At 58.9% G+C, this 16,190-nt stretch carries 11 protein-coding genes; 9 read left to right on the forward strand and 2 right to left on the reverse strand.

What is annotated here, in order from left to right; translation table 11 throughout:
• The first annotated feature begins 293 nt into the window (after positions 1–293).
• The 9 genes from E4O97_RS06730 to E4O97_RS06770 all read left to right on the forward strand — a co-directional run bounded on the left by E4O97_RS06730 (position 294) and on the right by E4O97_RS06770 (position 12,508).
• The gene (locus E4O97_RS06730) at positions 294–1,574 is read left to right on the forward strand and encodes an alkane 1-monooxygenase (protein WP_032880808.1); all 1,281 of its coding nucleotides are present in this window, start codon (positions 294–296) and stop codon (positions 1,572–1,574) included.
• 125 nt (positions 1,575–1,699) lie between these two features.
• Positions 1,700–2,194 (forward strand): alkane oxidation protein activator PraA, encoded by a 495-nt coding sequence (gene praA, locus E4O97_RS06735; protein WP_078821199.1) that lies wholly within the window; start codon positions 1,700–1,702, stop codon positions 2,192–2,194.
• A 134-nt stretch (positions 2,195–2,328) separates the two neighbouring features.
• The gene (gene praB / locus E4O97_RS06740) at positions 2,329–2,832 is read left to right on the forward strand and encodes an alkane oxidation protein activator PraB (RefSeq protein ID WP_078821200.1); all 504 of its coding nucleotides are present in this window, start codon (positions 2,329–2,331) and stop codon (positions 2,830–2,832) included.
• Between the two features lie 121 nt (positions 2,833–2,953).
• Complete coding sequence (locus E4O97_RS06745) at positions 2,954–4,405, forward strand: outer membrane protein transport protein (protein WP_078821201.1); 1,452 nt, start codon at positions 2,954–2,956, stop codon at positions 4,403–4,405.
• A 229-nt stretch (positions 4,406–4,634) separates the two neighbouring features.
• Complete coding sequence (locus tag E4O97_RS06750; RefSeq protein WP_248160998.1) at positions 4,635–7,160, forward strand: acyl-CoA dehydrogenase; 2,526 nt, start codon at positions 4,635–4,637, stop codon at positions 7,158–7,160.
• Positions 7,161–7,239: 79 nt separating this feature from the next.
• Complete coding sequence (locus E4O97_RS06755) at positions 7,240–8,583, forward strand: 3-oxoacyl-ACP reductase (protein ID WP_248160999.1); 1,344 nt, start codon at positions 7,240–7,242, stop codon at positions 8,581–8,583.
• A gap of 4 nt (positions 8,584–8,587) precedes the next feature.
• Positions 8,588–9,475 carry a MaoC/PaaZ C-terminal domain-containing protein gene (locus E4O97_RS06760; protein WP_248161000.1) on the forward strand — a complete coding sequence of 296 codons (888 nt, stop codon included), beginning with the start codon at positions 8,588–8,590 and terminating at the stop codon, positions 9,473–9,475.
• On the forward strand, positions 9,475–10,773 hold the full coding sequence (locus E4O97_RS06765; protein WP_248131430.1) for an acetyl-CoA C-acetyltransferase: 1,299 nt from the start codon (positions 9,475–9,477) through the stop codon (positions 10,771–10,773). Before E4O97_RS06760 ends, E4O97_RS06765 begins: the two co-directional genes overlap by 1 nt.
• Positions 10,774–10,804: 31 nt before the next feature.
• Complete coding sequence (locus E4O97_RS06770) at positions 10,805–12,508, forward strand: AMP-binding protein (RefSeq protein ID WP_216091263.1); 1,704 nt, start codon at positions 10,805–10,807, stop codon at positions 12,506–12,508.
• A gap of 26 nt (positions 12,509–12,534) precedes the next feature.
• On the opposite strand, the gene E4O97_RS06775 is transcribed toward E4O97_RS06770, so the two are convergent.
• Positions 12,535–14,535: a M10 family metallopeptidase C-terminal domain-containing protein gene (locus E4O97_RS06775; protein ID WP_248161001.1), complete on the reverse strand. Its 2,001-nt coding sequence runs from the start codon at positions 14,533–14,535 to the stop codon at positions 12,535–12,537.
• Positions 14,536–14,914: 379 nt separating this feature from the next.
• Entirely contained in the window at positions 14,915–16,030 is a 1,116-nt protein-coding gene (locus tag E4O97_RS06780; RefSeq protein WP_248161002.1) for a Gfo/Idh/MocA family oxidoreductase, read from the reverse strand.
• Positions 16,031–16,190: the final 160 nt, after the last annotated feature.

Below are 16,190 nucleotides of genomic sequence, written 5' to 3' on the forward strand. Positions count from 1 at the left end.
GCGGTTCAAAGGCGTTGATGCCTGTCCTAGACACCTGACCAGACGGCTGAAAAAGAGACTGCCCGGTCACGGTAAAAAGGGCGGGAGAAACTAGTTGACGACCTAACGATTCCGCGCTATTTATTTAAAAAAATTATTTCAATGTGTAATTTGAAATTATTTTTGAAATGCCTAAGAGCGAATAAAATAATGAAAAAAACGCCTTTTATCGCATGGTTGATTTCTCGGGGCAGTCAGCGCTCCGTAAACCTGTTTGCTGCCCCAATGCACACCGGATGTGTACGGAGGTTGCCATGAATCAGACCCTGGCCGCCCCGCACGTCTGGACCGACGCAAAGCGCCACCTGTGGTGGCTCGGCATCATGCCACTGGCAACCCCCTTGCTCTCCGGCGCCCTGGCGATCGGCACGGGCGTACAGCAATTGTGGTGGGTGGGTGTGCTGGTGATCTTCGGCTTGATCCCCCTGATCGACGGCTTGCTCGGCGAAGATGTCAGCAACCCGCCTGAATCTGCCGTCAGCAACCTTGAATCCCAACGTTATTATCGCTGGATCGTCTACACCGGCGTGCTGTTTGTGATCTCTTCAGTGATTATCACCGGCTGGCTGGCCGCCGGTGGCATCGACTGGATCATCAACGGCGGCCTGCTGAACGCCACGGCCACACTTGAGCCGTCGAGCTGGCTGGCCAAGGCTGCTGCATTCGTCACCGCACGCACTGAACTGCATGGCCACATCAGCGTGTTCACTTACCTGGGTATGGCAATGTCCACCGGCGCTGCCACGGGCATCGCGATCAACACCGCCCATGAACTGGGGCACAAACCCAAGCCCCTGGAAGTGTTCCTGGCCAAGGTCACCCTGGCGCCGACGTTCTACGGGCACTTCTACACCGAACATAACCGCGGCCATCACGTTCGGGTCGCCACCCCGGAAGATCCCGCCAGTTCGCGGCTGGGGGAAAGTTTTTGGGCATTCCTGCCGCGTTCGGTGTGGTTCAGCGCCGTGTCGGCCTGGAACTTGGAGCGCGAACGCCTGCGCAAACTCGGTTTGCCGGCCTTGCACTGGAAGAACGCCGTGCTCAGTGCCTGGATGTACAGCGTGGTGTTGTGGGGCGCGATGATTGCCTGGTTGGGCGCGGCGGTGATTCCGTTCCTGATCATCCAGGGCATCTACGGGTTCTCGTTGCTGGAAGTGGTGAACTACGTCGAGCATTACGGCCTCAAGCGCCAGAAGTTGCCCAATGGCCGTTACGAACGCTGCTCGCCGCGCCATTCATGGAACAGTAACCGGATTGTCACCAATATCTTCCTGTTCCAACTTCAGCGGCATTCCGATCACCATGCCAACCCCACGCGCAGTTATCAGTCGTTGCGCCACTTCGATGAGTCACCGCAACTTCCGTATGGTTACGCGAGCATGATTGTCTGGGCCTATGTGCCTTACCTGTGGCGACGTCGTATGGACCATCGGGTACTCAATCATTATGCCGGGGATATCACCCTGACCAATCTTCAACCGTCACAGCGTTTGAAGTATCTGGAGAAGTACAGCAACAGCGCCAAGCCGTTTTGAGATGAAGTAAGCAGTACGGGCGTACTCGGGATCTGTGTATCGCGCAGGTCCTTGTCGCCCCCAGTATCAGGTGCAAGAACGTGGTTTGACCCTACAAAAATAATTTCAAGGGAAGGACGTACACCATGCAAAGTTCTGCCAAGTTCACCGCCCATATCCTGCTGGCAGCGATGGGCCTGATTGTTTATCACCAGGCCCAGGCTGCTCGTATCGAACCTGCTGGCAGTGCCTTCACGGCTCAAGGGCCCATCAGCTTTTCCAAAGGCAAGCTGATCAGCGCCGACTGCACGATCAAGGTGGCCGGCAAGGTCGCGGCCGATGGCTCATCGGTGAATGTCGATAAAGTCGAGTTTGACGGTGGCCTCAAATGCAGCCGTGTCGAAGCGATCAATTTGCCCTGGGTGCTGGTCGCCAAAGATACAAAGAGTGGCTCGATGTCCAGGATCAGCGTCGATGTGCACGCCTTTGGCCTGGGCGGCAAGTGCGGCCCTTCAACCGCCGACGGTACTTGGGATAACGCCACCGGCAAGTTGGAAGCCGCCAATGTTGCTATTGGCGAAGACTGCAAGATCAACACGGTATCCATCAAGATGCCGCCCAACTTCAAAGTGGTCGAATAAACCGTTCCAACTGTTGCAGCGGTAAATGCATTGAAATTTGGCTGGAAAGGGAAGTTCTGCAGTTTCACCGTGACCTCTCGATCATGGCCATTACCCCTGGCGAAATGAATCGCCATAACATGTGAGGAAAAACAATGAAAAGCTTGAAAACTCTCGTGTCGTTGACTGCCCTGGCTGTTTGCATGGGTGCTGCTTCGATGGCCAGTGCGGCTTCAATCAGCCCGGAAGGCCCTTTCACCACGACCGCAGGCTCCATCGTGGTGCAGTCACCGTCGTCGTTCGGGGGCCCTGTGACCTGTGGCATTACCTTCAGCGGCAATGTCAGCGGCGGCGTTGCGACTATCAACAATGCCTCGCTGACCGGCGGTGGCCTGTGTGCATTGCCCACCTTGAAAAGCATCCCGTCGCCAGGCTGGAAGCTGACGGCCTTGTCGGGCACTACCGGCCAAGTAGAGAACGTTGGTTACACCATTAAAAAGACCATCGTAATCCCAGGTACCGACTGCGGTCCATCCACTATCAGCGTGGCCTGGAATGCTGCGACTCACACGCTTACGGCTGCCAACCAGGCTCTGAGCGGTGGCTGCAACGTGGTCTCGCTGACCACCACTGCTGCTGGCCTGACCGTCAATCCATAACGGCTGCTTATTGCAGGATAAAAGGGTTGATCACCCGCTGAAAGGCCGGTACCTCGCCAGAGGTGCCGGCTGACGTGGAAAGCCGGCCATGCCGGGAGCGCATAATAATAAGGAGTGCCGCATGATCAGTAAGAAACAACAGGCTCAAACACTGCTGGGGCTGGCAATATTGGGAGGCTTGATGACGACTGCGCCCGCGCAGGCGGGTGGTTTCTCCACGCCGACTTATGGTGCTCCAGGCTGGGGCCGGGCATTCGGCGGCGGCTCTCTGTTCAAGAATGATCCAAGTTCTGCCTACAACAACCCGGCGGCCATGGCGTTCGTCGACCAGTCCGTGGTTCAACAGACCGTTGACTATGCCCGGGTCAAAATCAAATACAGCGGCCAAGCCTATGATTACACCGGTAACCCGGTCAGTAATACGGCGGTAATGCCTGATGGCAGCTTTGACCCCAGCACTGCAACACTCAATAACAACGATGGCGGCCAGGGTGGTTTCACCGCCTGGTTGCCTACTGGCTTCCTCGTTATTCCAATCGGTGACCGCTTTGCATTCGGCCTCAGTCAGGTCGTGCCGCAAGGTATGCGCACCACCTGGAATGAAAACTCCAAGTTTCGCGACTTCGCCGTGGACACCAAAATCGAGACCGTCGGTCTGACGGGCTCCTTATCCTTCAAGGTGCGTGACGACTTCTCCATCGGCGGGGGCCTTATCGTTCAGCGCAGTCAAGGCTTCGTCAGCCAGAATGTTGACCTGTTTTCGGCCGCGTCAGTCTCACCAGGCTTGGGTAACGGGGCATTTCCGGCGGGCGTCGGCACCGCGCTGATGCGGGTGAAGGTCGATAACATCTCCACTGGCTGGTTTACCGGTGTTGTCTGGAAGCCGACTGATCGAGACTCGCTGGGCCTTAACTATCACGCCAAAATCAAAAACAAGCTGACAGGCAAATACAGCGTCCGGGCTGATGCCTTGAACAATGGCCTGATGACTGACGATACGATCTTCGGTAACGGCAAGACGCTGGTCGAAACGGCTTATCCGGGCCTGACGCTTTACCCCGGTGGCGCCCATGCCAGTACTCAGTTGGATATTCCAGCCACCGCGGCGCTCGACTGGGTGCACCAGTTCAACGACCGCTGGACCTTGGGTGTCAGCGCCATGTGGACCCAGTGGTCGTCCTTCAAGGACCTCACGCTCAAGTCTCAGGGTTCGACTATCGTCGCCATTCCCTATAACTACAAAGATGCGTGGATGTACTCGGTGGGGGGAGATTTCAAGGCAACGGACGAGCTGACCTTGCGCGCTGGTGTGGCCTATGACCAAACGCCAACCCGCAATTCGACGCGCGATCCGCGTATTCCTGACGGTGACCGTTATTTTCTCTCTTTGGGTGCGGGCTACGATATCAAAGCCGTTCCTGGCTTGACTCTGGACGCCGCGTACTCGCATCAATTTGTCGAGAAGGTCAACATCAAGACCCAGAACGTAGACCGACTGGGCGGTGGCAGGCTTGACGGCAAGGCCGAGTCCTCAGGCGATATTGTCAGCCTGTCAGCCACGTACAAGTTCTGAGCCCATCCTGACAGCGAGTACCAGAGTATCTGGTGCTCGCTGCTCAACGATTTTGATAACTGTTTTGAGGCCTTCGTTCGGCCTCAAATTATTGCGCTCAATGACTAAATAAAAATTTCAAAACAAAATTTGAATTTGGTCTTTCAAGTTTGTAGTGTGGTTTTACGCCGCCGCGCAGCTCGACCTGCCTGTGCTTTGGCCACATCTCGAATCAAGTAGAGGTATCCCTATGCTTATCTGGTTATTGGTGGGTTTCGCAGCAGCGATTGCCCTGGCGTATCGACAAGCCGCCGCTACCCTGTGGCTGGTCACTGGCCTGGTTTGGCTGGCAGCGGGTTACCTGTTCAACGTCGTGGCCGGCCTGGGCACCGCCGTCGCGGCGGTACTGGTGGTGTTGCCGGCCCTGGTGCTGGCGCTCAAACCCCTGCGCCGCACGCTGTTGACCAGCAAGGCCCTAGGCCAGTTTCGCACGATCATGCCGGCGATGTCCGACACCGAGCGTGCGGCCATCGAGTCCGGCACTGTGTGGTGGGATGCCGAGCTGTTCAGCGGCAAGCCCAACTGGCAGCGCCTGTTGCAAGCCGCGCCGGCCAGCCTGAGTGCGGAGGAGCAAGCCTTTCTCGACAATGAGGTCGAAACCCTGTGCGACATTGCCAACGACTGGGAAACCACCCAAGTCTGGCAGGACATGTCCCCCGAAGGCTGGCGATACACCAAGGACGCCGGGTTCCTCGGCATGATTATTCCCAAGCAGTACGGAGGCAAAGGCTTCTCCCACTACGCCCACTCCCAGGTGGTGATGAAGCTGTCGACTCGCTGCTCGGCGGCGGCGATTTCGGTGATGGTGCCCAACTCCCTGGGCCCGGCCGAATTGCTGCTGCATTACGGCACCGACGCCCAGCGCAATTACTACCTGCCGCGCCTGGCGCGGGGCGAAGACATCCCGTGTTTTGCCTTGACCAGCCCGTATGCCGGCTCTGACGCGGGTGCGATCCCGGACCTGGGCATTGTCTGCAAAGGTCTGCACGAAGGCGAAGAAGTGCTGGGTTTCAAAGTGACCTGGGACAAGCGTTACATCACCCTTGGCCCGATTGCCACGGTACTGGGCCTGGCATTTCGCGCCGAAGACCCGGACGGCCTGCTTGGCGCGGCCGGTTCCCTGGGTATTACCTGTGCGCTGATCCCGACTTCTCATCCAGGGGTGAACAGCGGTCGTCGTCACTGGCCGCTGAATGCGGTGTTCCAGAACGGTCCTACCACCGGCAAGGACGTATTCATTCCACTGGAGTGGGTGATTGGCGGCCGTGAACAAGTCGGTAACGGCTGGCGCATGTTGATGGAGTGCCTGGCCGCGGGCCGGGCTATTTCCCTGCCTTCGGCTAACGTTGGCCTGGGCAAGGTCGCCGTGCGCGGCACTACAGCCTATGCGGCGATGCGCAAGCAGTTCGGCTTGCCCATCGGCAAGTTCGAAGGGGTGCAGGCTCCGTTGGCGCGCATGGCCGGGCACCTGTATGCCTGCGATGCGGTGCGCAAGGTGTCGGTAGCGTCCCTGGATGCCGGTGAGAAACCTTCAGTGATCTCAGCCATTGCCAAATACCACGTCACTGAGCGCGCGCGCATCATCGTCAACGACGGCATGGACATTGTCGCCGGCAAGGGCATCTGCATGGGGCCCAATAACTTCCTCGCCCGTGCCTATCAGCAAAGCCCCATCGCCATTACGGTGGAAGGCGCCAACATCATGACCCGCTGCCTGATCATCTTTGGCCAGGGCCTGATTCGTTGCCACCCCTATGTGTTTCGCGAAATGGAAGCGGCGCGCAACCCGGACCGGCGCAAGGCGCTGGAAGACTTCGACAGCGCGATGTTCGGCCATGTGAGTTTTGTGCTGGCCAACACCGTCCGCGCAGCGGTGCATTCCCTGACTGGCGGGCGCCTGCTCGCCGCGCCAGCCAAGACCGACCCGGCGCTGGCGTCCTACTACCGTCAGGCCAATCGGCTGTCGGTGGTGTTGGCGTTGATCTCGGACATTTCCATGGGCGTGCTCGGGGGGGCCCTCAAGCGCAAGGAAAGTATCACCGGGCGTTTGGGGGATATTCTGTCGCAGCTGTACATCCTGTCGTGCGTGCTCAAGCGTTTCGAGGACGACGGCCGGCCCCAGGCAGATCTGCCGCTGGTGCATTGGGCGGCGCAGGACGCGTTGCTGCGCGCCCATGAAGCCTTGGCCGAAGTGCTCGACAACTACCCGTCGAAACCAGCGGCGACGGTGGTGCGCGCGTTGAGTTTTCCGTTTGGCATTCCCCTGCACAAACCGTCGGATCGTCTGTTGGCGCAAGTGGCCGATGTGGTGCAAACCCCTGGGGAAACCCGCGACCGCTTGCTGGCCAATTCCTACATCCCGCGCCCGGAAATCGACAAGCTGGCCTACGGCGAATTGGGCTTTCGTTTACTGCCACAGGTGGAGTCGATCGAGGCTCGGCTTAAACCCGCCATCAAGCAAGGTTTGCTTGGCCCGCTGCCGATTTCGGCCACGGCCTTTACCGAATGGCGCGTCAAGGCGCGGGCGCTGGACTTGATCAGCGACGACGAGGACGCCTTGCTGGGCCGCTATGTGGAATACGCCGATCACGGTATCCAGGTGGATGACTTCCCCCAGGATTTTGGTTTGCTGGAGGCGTTGCAGCAGCGCAAGCAGGCGCTCGAACCGGCCGCCAAACGGCGCAGCAGCCAAAGCGAAAACGCCCCGGTGAATTGACAGTGTGGGAGGGGGCTTGCCCCCTCCCACATTTGATTGGGTTTACAAGGCAAATGTGTGGCGTGAGTGAGTGCTTACCATGAGTGACAACTACCTTTCATTCGTCAACTCCCCCTGGGGCCGTCGCCTGGCCCAGGCTATTGGCTTGCCGCAACCCTTGCCGCTGCAGCGTCATCGCAGCGGCCAGGCCGGGCTGGCCAACCCGGTGATCATCGCCGGGGCAGGGCGCCTGGCGGCGTCGGTGCTGCGTATCTTCAGCGCCACCGACACCGTCGCCGCCACAGCGGCAACCCTCAAGGCGCCATCCACGGTCAAGGTGCAAGGCTCAGTGTTTGATGCCAGTGGCGTGGTCGATCTGCAACAGTTGGACGAGCTCTACCTGTTCTTCCACGCCAATGCCAAACGCCTAGGCCAACATGGCCGAGTGGTGGTGCTCGGCACCGCGCCGGAACACTGCCAGGACTTGCCCCAAGCCATCGCCCAGCGCGCCCTCGAGGGTTTGGTGCGCTCGCTGGCCAAGGAGCTGCGTCGGGCGATCACCGTGCAATTGTTGTATGTGGCGCCGGGTGCCGAGGAGGCGTTGGACAGCAGTTTGCGCTTCTTCCTGTCACGCCGCTCTGCCTATGTCTCGGGGCAGGTGGTGCGCCTGGAAAGACCTGTGGATGGCAACACCACCGTCAATTGGGACAAACCCTTCGCCGGTCGCCGTGCCTTGGTCACCGGTGCTTCCCGAGGCATCGGCCTGGCTATCGCCCAGGTGCTGGCGCGTGACGGCGCCCATGTGGTGTGCGTGGACGTGCCCCAGGCCCAGCAAGCTTTGCAACAGGCCGCCGCCAGCGTCGGCGGGTCGTCGTTGCCCCTGGACATCACCGCCGCCGACACCGCCGCGCTGTTGCAAGCCCATGTCAGCCAATACGGTGGCTTTGATGTGGTGGTGCACAACGCCGGGATCACCCGTGACAAGACCATCGCCAAGATGACCGAAGCCGCCTGGCGCAGCGTGATGGCGGTCAACCTGCAGGCACCGTTGCAGCTCAGTGAAGCCTTGCTCGACAACCAGGGCATCAACGCCGGTGGGCGCATCATCTGCGTGTCGTCGATCTCAGGGATTGCCGGCAACCTGGGGCAAAGCAACTACGCCACCTCCAAGGCGGGCGTGATTGGCCTGGTGCAAGGTCTGGCACCGCGTGCGGCGGCCCGGCAGGTCACAGTGAATGCGGTGGCGCCCGGCTTTATCGAGACCCAGATGACCGCGAAGATCCCGTTGATGATCCGTGAGGCGGGGCGGCGCATGAATTCATTGTCCCAGGGCGGGCAGCCCATTGATGTGGCCGAGACCATCGCCTGGCTCGCTCATCCTGCGTCGGGCGGAGTGAATGGCCAGGTCGTGCGAGTGTGTGGCCAAAGCCTGTTGGGAGCCTGAAGCGATGGACTATGTGACGCAGATTATCGACCCGCTGCCGTCGCGCACGCAGCTGCTGCTCGACGGTATGCGCGCTATGCGCAAGCCCAAGCTCGACGGTGCGCCGCTGTTACCCACGGCGTGCCTGGTGCGCTCTGCAGTGGCGCTTTCCCCCGCGGGTATCGCCGCTTACGCACGGGCCTGTGGCTTTCGTCCCGAACAGGGCGTGCCGCTGTCCTACCCCCATGTATTGGCCTTTCCCTTGCACTTGATGCTGCTGACCCGGCCAAGCTTCCCGTACCCGGCCAGCGGCATGGTGCATCTGGCCAATCGTATTCGTCAGCACCAGCGCCTGCACCAGGGCCAGGCGTTGCGCGTGGAGGTGTACTGCGAGCGCTGGGTCGCCCATCCCAAGGGGCAGGCATTGAGCATCGCCACCCGTGCCTTCAGTGCGGGCGCGCTGGTGTGGGAAAGCGACAGCCTGTACCTGCGCCGTAACGTCAACAACCCCGTGGGTGAGCCATGGAATGACCCATTGCCATTGCAGGAGGAAGGCTTGTTGCGCACCCAGCGCTGGGTGCTTCCCGCCGACCTGGGGCGACGCTTTGCCAAGGTCTCGGGGGATTTCAATCCGATTCACACCTCGGTGATTGGGGCCAGGCTTTTTGGTTTTCGCCGTGCCATCGCCCATGGCATGTGGACGCTGGGCCGTGCATTGGCGGCGCAACAACCGCCCGGTGGCCTGGAGCAGGCGCAAGCGCATTGCGATTTCAAGTTGCCGATTTTCCTGCCTGGCCAGGTCGCCCTGTGGAGCCACCCGGTGACCGGCCCACGCCGTGAGTTCGAAGTGCGCAATTTCGCCGGGGACAAACCCCATATGCGCGGGCTGTTTATTTGGAAAGAGAACCCGTGATGAGTGACTACAGCTTCAACCCGGCGCCAACTCGCCGCGTGGCGATTATCGGCGGCAATCGCATTCCGTTTGCTCGCTCCAACACGGTGTATGCCCATGACAGCAACCAGGATCTGCTGGTCGCCGCTCTCCAGGGCCTGGTCGACCGTTACAACCTGCATGGCCAACGCCTGGGCGAATTTGCCGCCGGGGCAGTGATCAAGCATTCGCGGGATTTCAACCTGGCCCGTGAAGCGCTGTTGTCCACCACACTGTCGCCGCAAACTCCGGCCTATGATGTGCAGCAAGCCTGCGGCACCGGGCTTGAAGCTGCGCTGCTGGTGGCGAATAAAATCGCTCTGGGCCAGATCGAAGTCGGCATTGCCGGTGGCGCCGACACCACCTCCGACGCGCCTATCGGCATCAACGAATCCTTGCGCCATACCTTGCTTGCGGCCAATCGCGCCAAGGGCATGGGCGACAAGCTCAAGCAACTCCTCAACGTGCGCCCGTCGATGTTGTTCAAGCCGCTGCTGCCGCGCAATGGCGAGCCGCGTACGGGGCTGTCCATGGGCGAGCACTGCGAAGAAATGGCCAAGCGCTGGCAGATCAAGCGCCTGGCCCAGGACGAGTTGACCCTTACCAGCCACCAACGATTGGACGCGGCCTACAACCGCGGTTTTTTCGACGACCTGATCAGCCCCCATCGCGGCCTGGCCCGCGACAATAACCTGCGTTCCGATATCAGCCTGGAGAAACTGGCGGGCCTGTCGCCGGTATTCGACCGCCAGAACGGCACCCTCACTGCCGGCAACTCCACGCCCTTGACCGATGGCGCTTCGGTGGTGCTGCTTGCCAGTGAAGAATGGGCCACCGCCAATAGCTGGCCGGTGCTGGCCTACTTGCGCACGGGTGAGACGGCGGCGGTAAATTTTGTCGACGGCACCGAGGGCCTGCTGATGGCACCGGCCTACGCCGTGCCGCGCATGTTGCAACGGGAAGGCTTGAGTTTTGCCGACTTTGATTTATTCGAGATACACGAAGCGTTTGCCGCCCAGGTGCTGTGTACGCTCAAAGCGTGGGAAGACCCTGAATATTGCCGCGAGCGGCTCGGCCTTGAGACGCCCTTGGGCACCATCGAGCGCAGCAAGATGAACGTCAACGGTGGCTCACTGGGCTGCGGCCATCCGTTCGCGGCCACTGGCGGTCGGCAATTGGCGGCGCTGGCCAAGGCGATCCATGAACGCGGTGGTGGCCGCGGCCTGATCTCGATCTGTGCGGCGGGTGGATTGGGCATTACCGCCATCGTCGAAAAGTAACGCTTTTAAAAACAACAATAAGGACACTGCCATGAACGCTATCAGCCTGGAACATACCGAACGTATCTGGTTGAACACTTACCTGCCCGGCGTTCCAGCCGATATCGAGACCGGGATCGAGGAGTATCCGTCGCTGCGTGAAGTGTTCCTGGAGCATCTGGAAAAATTCAGCGAGCGGGTGGCCTACGTCAGCATCGGCACCGAAATGACCTACGCCGACTGGCGGGTTCAGGGCATCGCCTTTGCCGCTTGGTTACAGGGCCAGGGCGTAAAGAAGGGCGACCGCGTGGCGCTGATGATGCCCAACTGCTTGCAGTACCCGATCTGCCTGTTGGGCACGATCCTGGCCGGTGCCGTGGTGGTCAACGTCAACCCGTTGTACACCGCCCATGAACTCAAGCACTTGCTTAAGGACAGCGGCGCCGAAACCGTGGTGATCTTCGAGAACTTCGCCCACACCCTGGAAAAAGCCATGGCCGGCAGCAGCGTCAAGCGCGTGGTGCTAGCGGCTATCGGTGATTTGCTGGGGACCTTCAAGGGCGCGGCGATGAACTTTATCCTGCGCCGCGTGCAGAAGCAGGTGCCGGCTTTCAAGCTGCCCGGTGCGCTGCGCTTCAATCAGGTGCTTGAACAGGGCAGGGGGCTGCACCACTTGCCGGTTGCGCTGGATCGCGATGAGCTGGCCTTCCTGCAGTACACCGGCGGCACTACCGGCGATGCCAAGGGCGTGATGCTCAGCCATCGCAATATCATTGCCAACCTGCTGCAAGCCAAGGCCTGGGTCGGCGACCAACTGGACCAGCACAAGCAGGAAACCAATGTGACCCTGCTGCCGCTTTACCACATCTTTTCGCTGACCGTGAATTGCCTGATGTTCATGTGCCTGGGCGGGCGCAATATCCTCATCGCCAACCCGCGGGACGTGAAGCGGGTGCAGATGATCCTGCGCAAGGAGCGCTTCAACGGGATTGCCGGGGTTAACACGCTGTTTAATGGCTTGCTGGAGAACAAGGAATTCTGCTCGCGGGATTTTTCCGACCTGCGCCTGGTGATCGCCGGCGGTATGGCCACCCACACCGCGGTGGCCAAGCGCTGGAAGGAGGTGACCGGGCTGCCGATCATCGAAGGCTACGGGCTGACCGAGTGTTCGCCCGTGGTGAGCATCAGCCCTATCGATATTTCGCGTATGCGCGAGATGGAATTTACCGGCAGCATCGGCGTGCCGTTGCCGTCGACCTGGGTGCGTTTCATGCGCGAAGACGGCGAGCTGGCTGACATCGGCGAGCAAGGCGAGCTGCAAGTACGCGGCCCGCAAGTGATGCAGGGCTACTGGAAGCGGCCCAAGGAAACCGCTGAGGTATTGGATGCCGACGGTTGGTTGTCCACCGGTGATATCGGGGTGATGGACGCGCGCGGCTATATTCGCCTGGTGGACCGCAAGAAGGACATGATCCTGGTCTCGGGTTTCAATGTGTACCCCAATGAAATCGAGGACGTGGTGGCGATGCACCCGGGTGTCGCGGAAGTGGCGGCGATCGGTGTGGAAGATGCCGTGAGTGGGGAGAAGGTCAAGATCATCGTGGTGCGCAAGGATCCGGCCCTGACCCAGGAGCAGATTCTTGCGCATTGCCGGGAATACCTGACGGGGTACAAGGTGCCCCGGTATGTGGAGTTCCGCAGTACCGAGCTGCCCAAGACGACGGTTGGCAAGGTACTGCGGCGCGCATTGCGCTGACTCGGTTTACCGGGGCTGGCCAATCGTCAGAGGTAACCATCGTCGGGGAAATTGAGACCAATGACATCCTGGCTGTGGATCGGTCGGATGCTTTTGATCAAGAAATCAGTCTTGCCATTTCCCGTCAAATCGACACCGAGGAAGTACCTATTGGTTTTTGGGTTGAATGTCAGGATGGTATCGCCCGGTTGTCCGCTGTACTGACTGACGTAGTTGAGTTGGACTTGCGAATTTTCGCTCAGGCTGCTCAAGTCGATTTTGTCTTGGCCTGTGGTGAAGTCCATAAGCAAGTCAGCGTTGTTGCGCGGGGAGTCGCCGGCGGCATGATAAGTAAACGTGTTGGAGCCACCGTTGCCGGTCAGTATGTCGGCTCCGCCACCTCCAGTCAGGACGTTGTCCGCACTGTTTCCGGTAATACGATCGTTGCCTGTGCCGCCTTTCGCGTTTTCGATAAGGGTTTGGGCGCTGATGTGCACGTTGTTAGTCAAACCACCCACGCTGGAGCGTGAATCCGGGGTCAGGTTGATTCGCTGGTTTTGCGCGAAGTCAGAGAAGTCCAGCGTGTCATTGCCTTGTTTGTCGTGCACGCTGAAACCGGGCCTGTCGGTGGGAGACGTAAGGCTGGTTTCAGGCTTGCCCGTGTTGGAGTTGAAGCCGTAGACAGTGTCGGCGGCTGTGGATTGCGCAAGTGGAGGCGTAACCGGGGGTGGCGTCGTGGGTACCGGAGTGGGAACGGAAGGGCGTGTAGGTTTTGATTCAGGTGGCACCACTGGGGTGGCATTCGTCAAAATATCTTTGGGCTTTATGGGCTTTTCACTCAGAATCACCAGCATGGAATAGGGGTCGCCAGTTACATTCATGATCAGCCTGTAGCGCTTGATACTCTCATCGTAGTCCAGCGTCAGTTCACCTTTCTTCCCCGTGTGCCAGTCAACAAGCTTGGGTTTCTGGATGCCCGCATCTTTCAACATGGTTGTCAGGTCAATCTTGTCGATGCCACTTGTGAAGTCTGTGAGTGTATCGGGGTTTTCACCAGGTGAGTCGCTGACACTGTTATATACAAACGTATCTGCGCCACCTCCACCGGTCAGCGTGTCGCCGCCAGCACCTCCCCTCATGCGGTTGTTGGCATTATTGCCGATCAGCACATCGTGCCCCGAGCCGCCAATGGCATTTTCAATAACAACGCCCTTGGCGATTGATACATTACCCTGACGGCCGCCGACATCTGAGATTTTTCCCGCGTTCAAGTTGATCCTTTGATCTTTTTTGAATCCGGAAAAATCCAGAGTGTCTTCGCCGCCGTTATCCCAGATACAAAAGAACGGCAAGTCGTTGGGGGAGGTCAACGTGTAGTGGTCGCGCTCTGTGTTGGAGTTGAAACCGTAGGTCGTATTGCCTTTACGGGTTTCGTCGTTGGCCTTGTATTGCAGATGAGCGCCGGCAATATCGCGCATCATCGGGGTTTGGGAAGAGTCCGATACGAACGAGTTTTTATTATTTCCATTGGGGCGAAACAAGCTGAATTTATAACTCATAGTGCTATAGACGTCGCTGCTTTGAGGGAGGTCAAGATCCGGATGCTCAAGTCCCAAGGTGTGCCCGATCTCGTGGACCATTGCCGCATGCAGCCCGGCCCCTTCATTTTTTCCGATATTTACGTCCTGAGCGCCGTAAGCATTTGGCAACGTAGCGTCACCGCCCCCACCTGAGACTTCCCGAACTGACAGGTGAGTGTCAGCATTTTTGCCATTTTCGACAAAATTGACTTTTATAACATCTTCCCAAGACCGAAGTGCCTGCCTGAATGCTCTCTTTTTGGTCTCGCTGAATTCGGTAAATGCATAAGACACAGTGAGTTGTCCGTCACCATTGCGATCTTGTATTTTATAGTTGCTGCGAGTGAGACTTTTAGCAACTTCATTGGGAGGATCGGAAGAGAGTGAGTTGCTAGCGGACAAGTTGGAAGTTTCGGCTGTCACAGAGAACGATTTTGCGGGCGGGCAGTAAGCGCGAATCGACGACATGATTGAGGCTCTTGAGTAAGTGGGTGTTAGTTGCTGGCCATGCTTGCAATTGATGTTGAAGGTGGGGGTAAGTTAGACGCTTTTGGGAGGCTGCTCTAGGGGTACAGTATTTCGATATATGATTGTGTTGTTAGGTAACTGTGATCATGTTGTTAGTGTGCTAAGCGTTGTCGGAATAATTACTTTGTGGGGGAGGTGCCAAGCTATTTAAGCGAAGGGCGACGGTTATCTTGTCAGATGGAATGGGCGTTGAATGGCTCGTGCGCTCATATTTTCGTTATTTAGAAAACAAGCACTGAGTGCGTGCAAAGAACATGCAACAGTGAGTGACGTCGCCCGTAGACAGGGCGACGTGATTGATTACTAGCACCGTGATTGATTAAAGTGCGCTGACCTTGACCCAGCGCTCCTCCAGGGCCGCCACGCGAATCGCTGTCGCCAACCGCTCCACCTCCCATGCAGCATCAAAGTCCGTGCCATCCGCACCTTGCCCCGCCAGCGCCATGATCAACTCCTGCACCTCCAGCGTCTTCAACTCGTTGTAGCCCAACTGATGCCCCGCCGCCGGGCTGAACGCCGCATAGCCGGGCAGCGCAGGGCCTGCCAACACGCGTTGAAAGCCGGCCTGGCCGACGCGGTGCAGGCGCAGTTCATTCAAGCGCTCCTGATCGAACGCCAAGGTGCCTTTGGTCCCGCTTATCTCAAAGCACAGGTGGTTTTTGTAGCCGTGCTTGAGCCAACTGCTGCTCACCGTGCCGCGTGCACCGTTGGCGAAGCGCAGCAGGGCGTGCACATGGTCATCCACGGCGATGGATTTCAAATCAGTGCTGCCTTGGGTAGTGGGGCGCTGAGCATGCACGGTCTGGGTATCGGCACACACACTGATCACATCGCCCACCAGGTAACGCGCCATCGACAGCAAATGGCTGCCCAGGTCAGCCAGAGCACCACCGGCGTGTCCCACTTCGCAACGCCACGACCACGGCGAGACCGGATCGGCCATGAAGTCTTCGCTGAACTCACCCTGGAAGCTGATGATCTGGCCCAGCTCACCCCGGGCTAGCATCTGGCGCGCCAACACGATCATCGGGTTGTGCTGGTAGTTGTAGCCCACTCGCGTCACCACCCCGGCGTTGCTGGCTGCACGGCGCATGGCATCGGCTTGCTCCAGGCTGATGGCCAGGGGTTTCTCGCAATACACCGCTTTGCCCGCCGCAATCGCGGCCATGGCCATGGGGTAGTGCAGGTGGTTGGGGGTGGTGATGGCCACGACATCGACCTTGGGGTCCTCGATCAGCGCCTGCCAATCGCCATGAGCCTGGTCAAACCCCCAGGCCGTGGCGCAGCGTTGGGCTCGCTCGGTGTCGGCATCGGCCAGGGCAGCAAGCTTTAGCTGTACCGGCAACTCGAACACTGTGCGCGCGTTATTGAACGCTAACGCGTGGGCACGGCCCATGAAGCCTGTGCCGATCAAGCCGATTCCGAGTTCACGCATAGCCGTGGTCCTTTGATTATTGTTTTCAGGGATGGCATTAATGGAATAAAAATTCGCAAATATCAATAGTTGGAATAAAAATTCACTCATCACTTCAGTTGATATGAACCTATTCAGCCGTAGCCAAACGCCGCCAGTTAACAAAAGATAACGTAGCGCC

The sequence above is a fragment of the Pseudomonas sp. W15Feb34 genome, from assembly GCF_023127765.1.
GTDB lineage: Bacteria > Pseudomonadota > Gammaproteobacteria > Pseudomonadales > Pseudomonadaceae > Aquipseudomonas > Aquipseudomonas synxantha_A.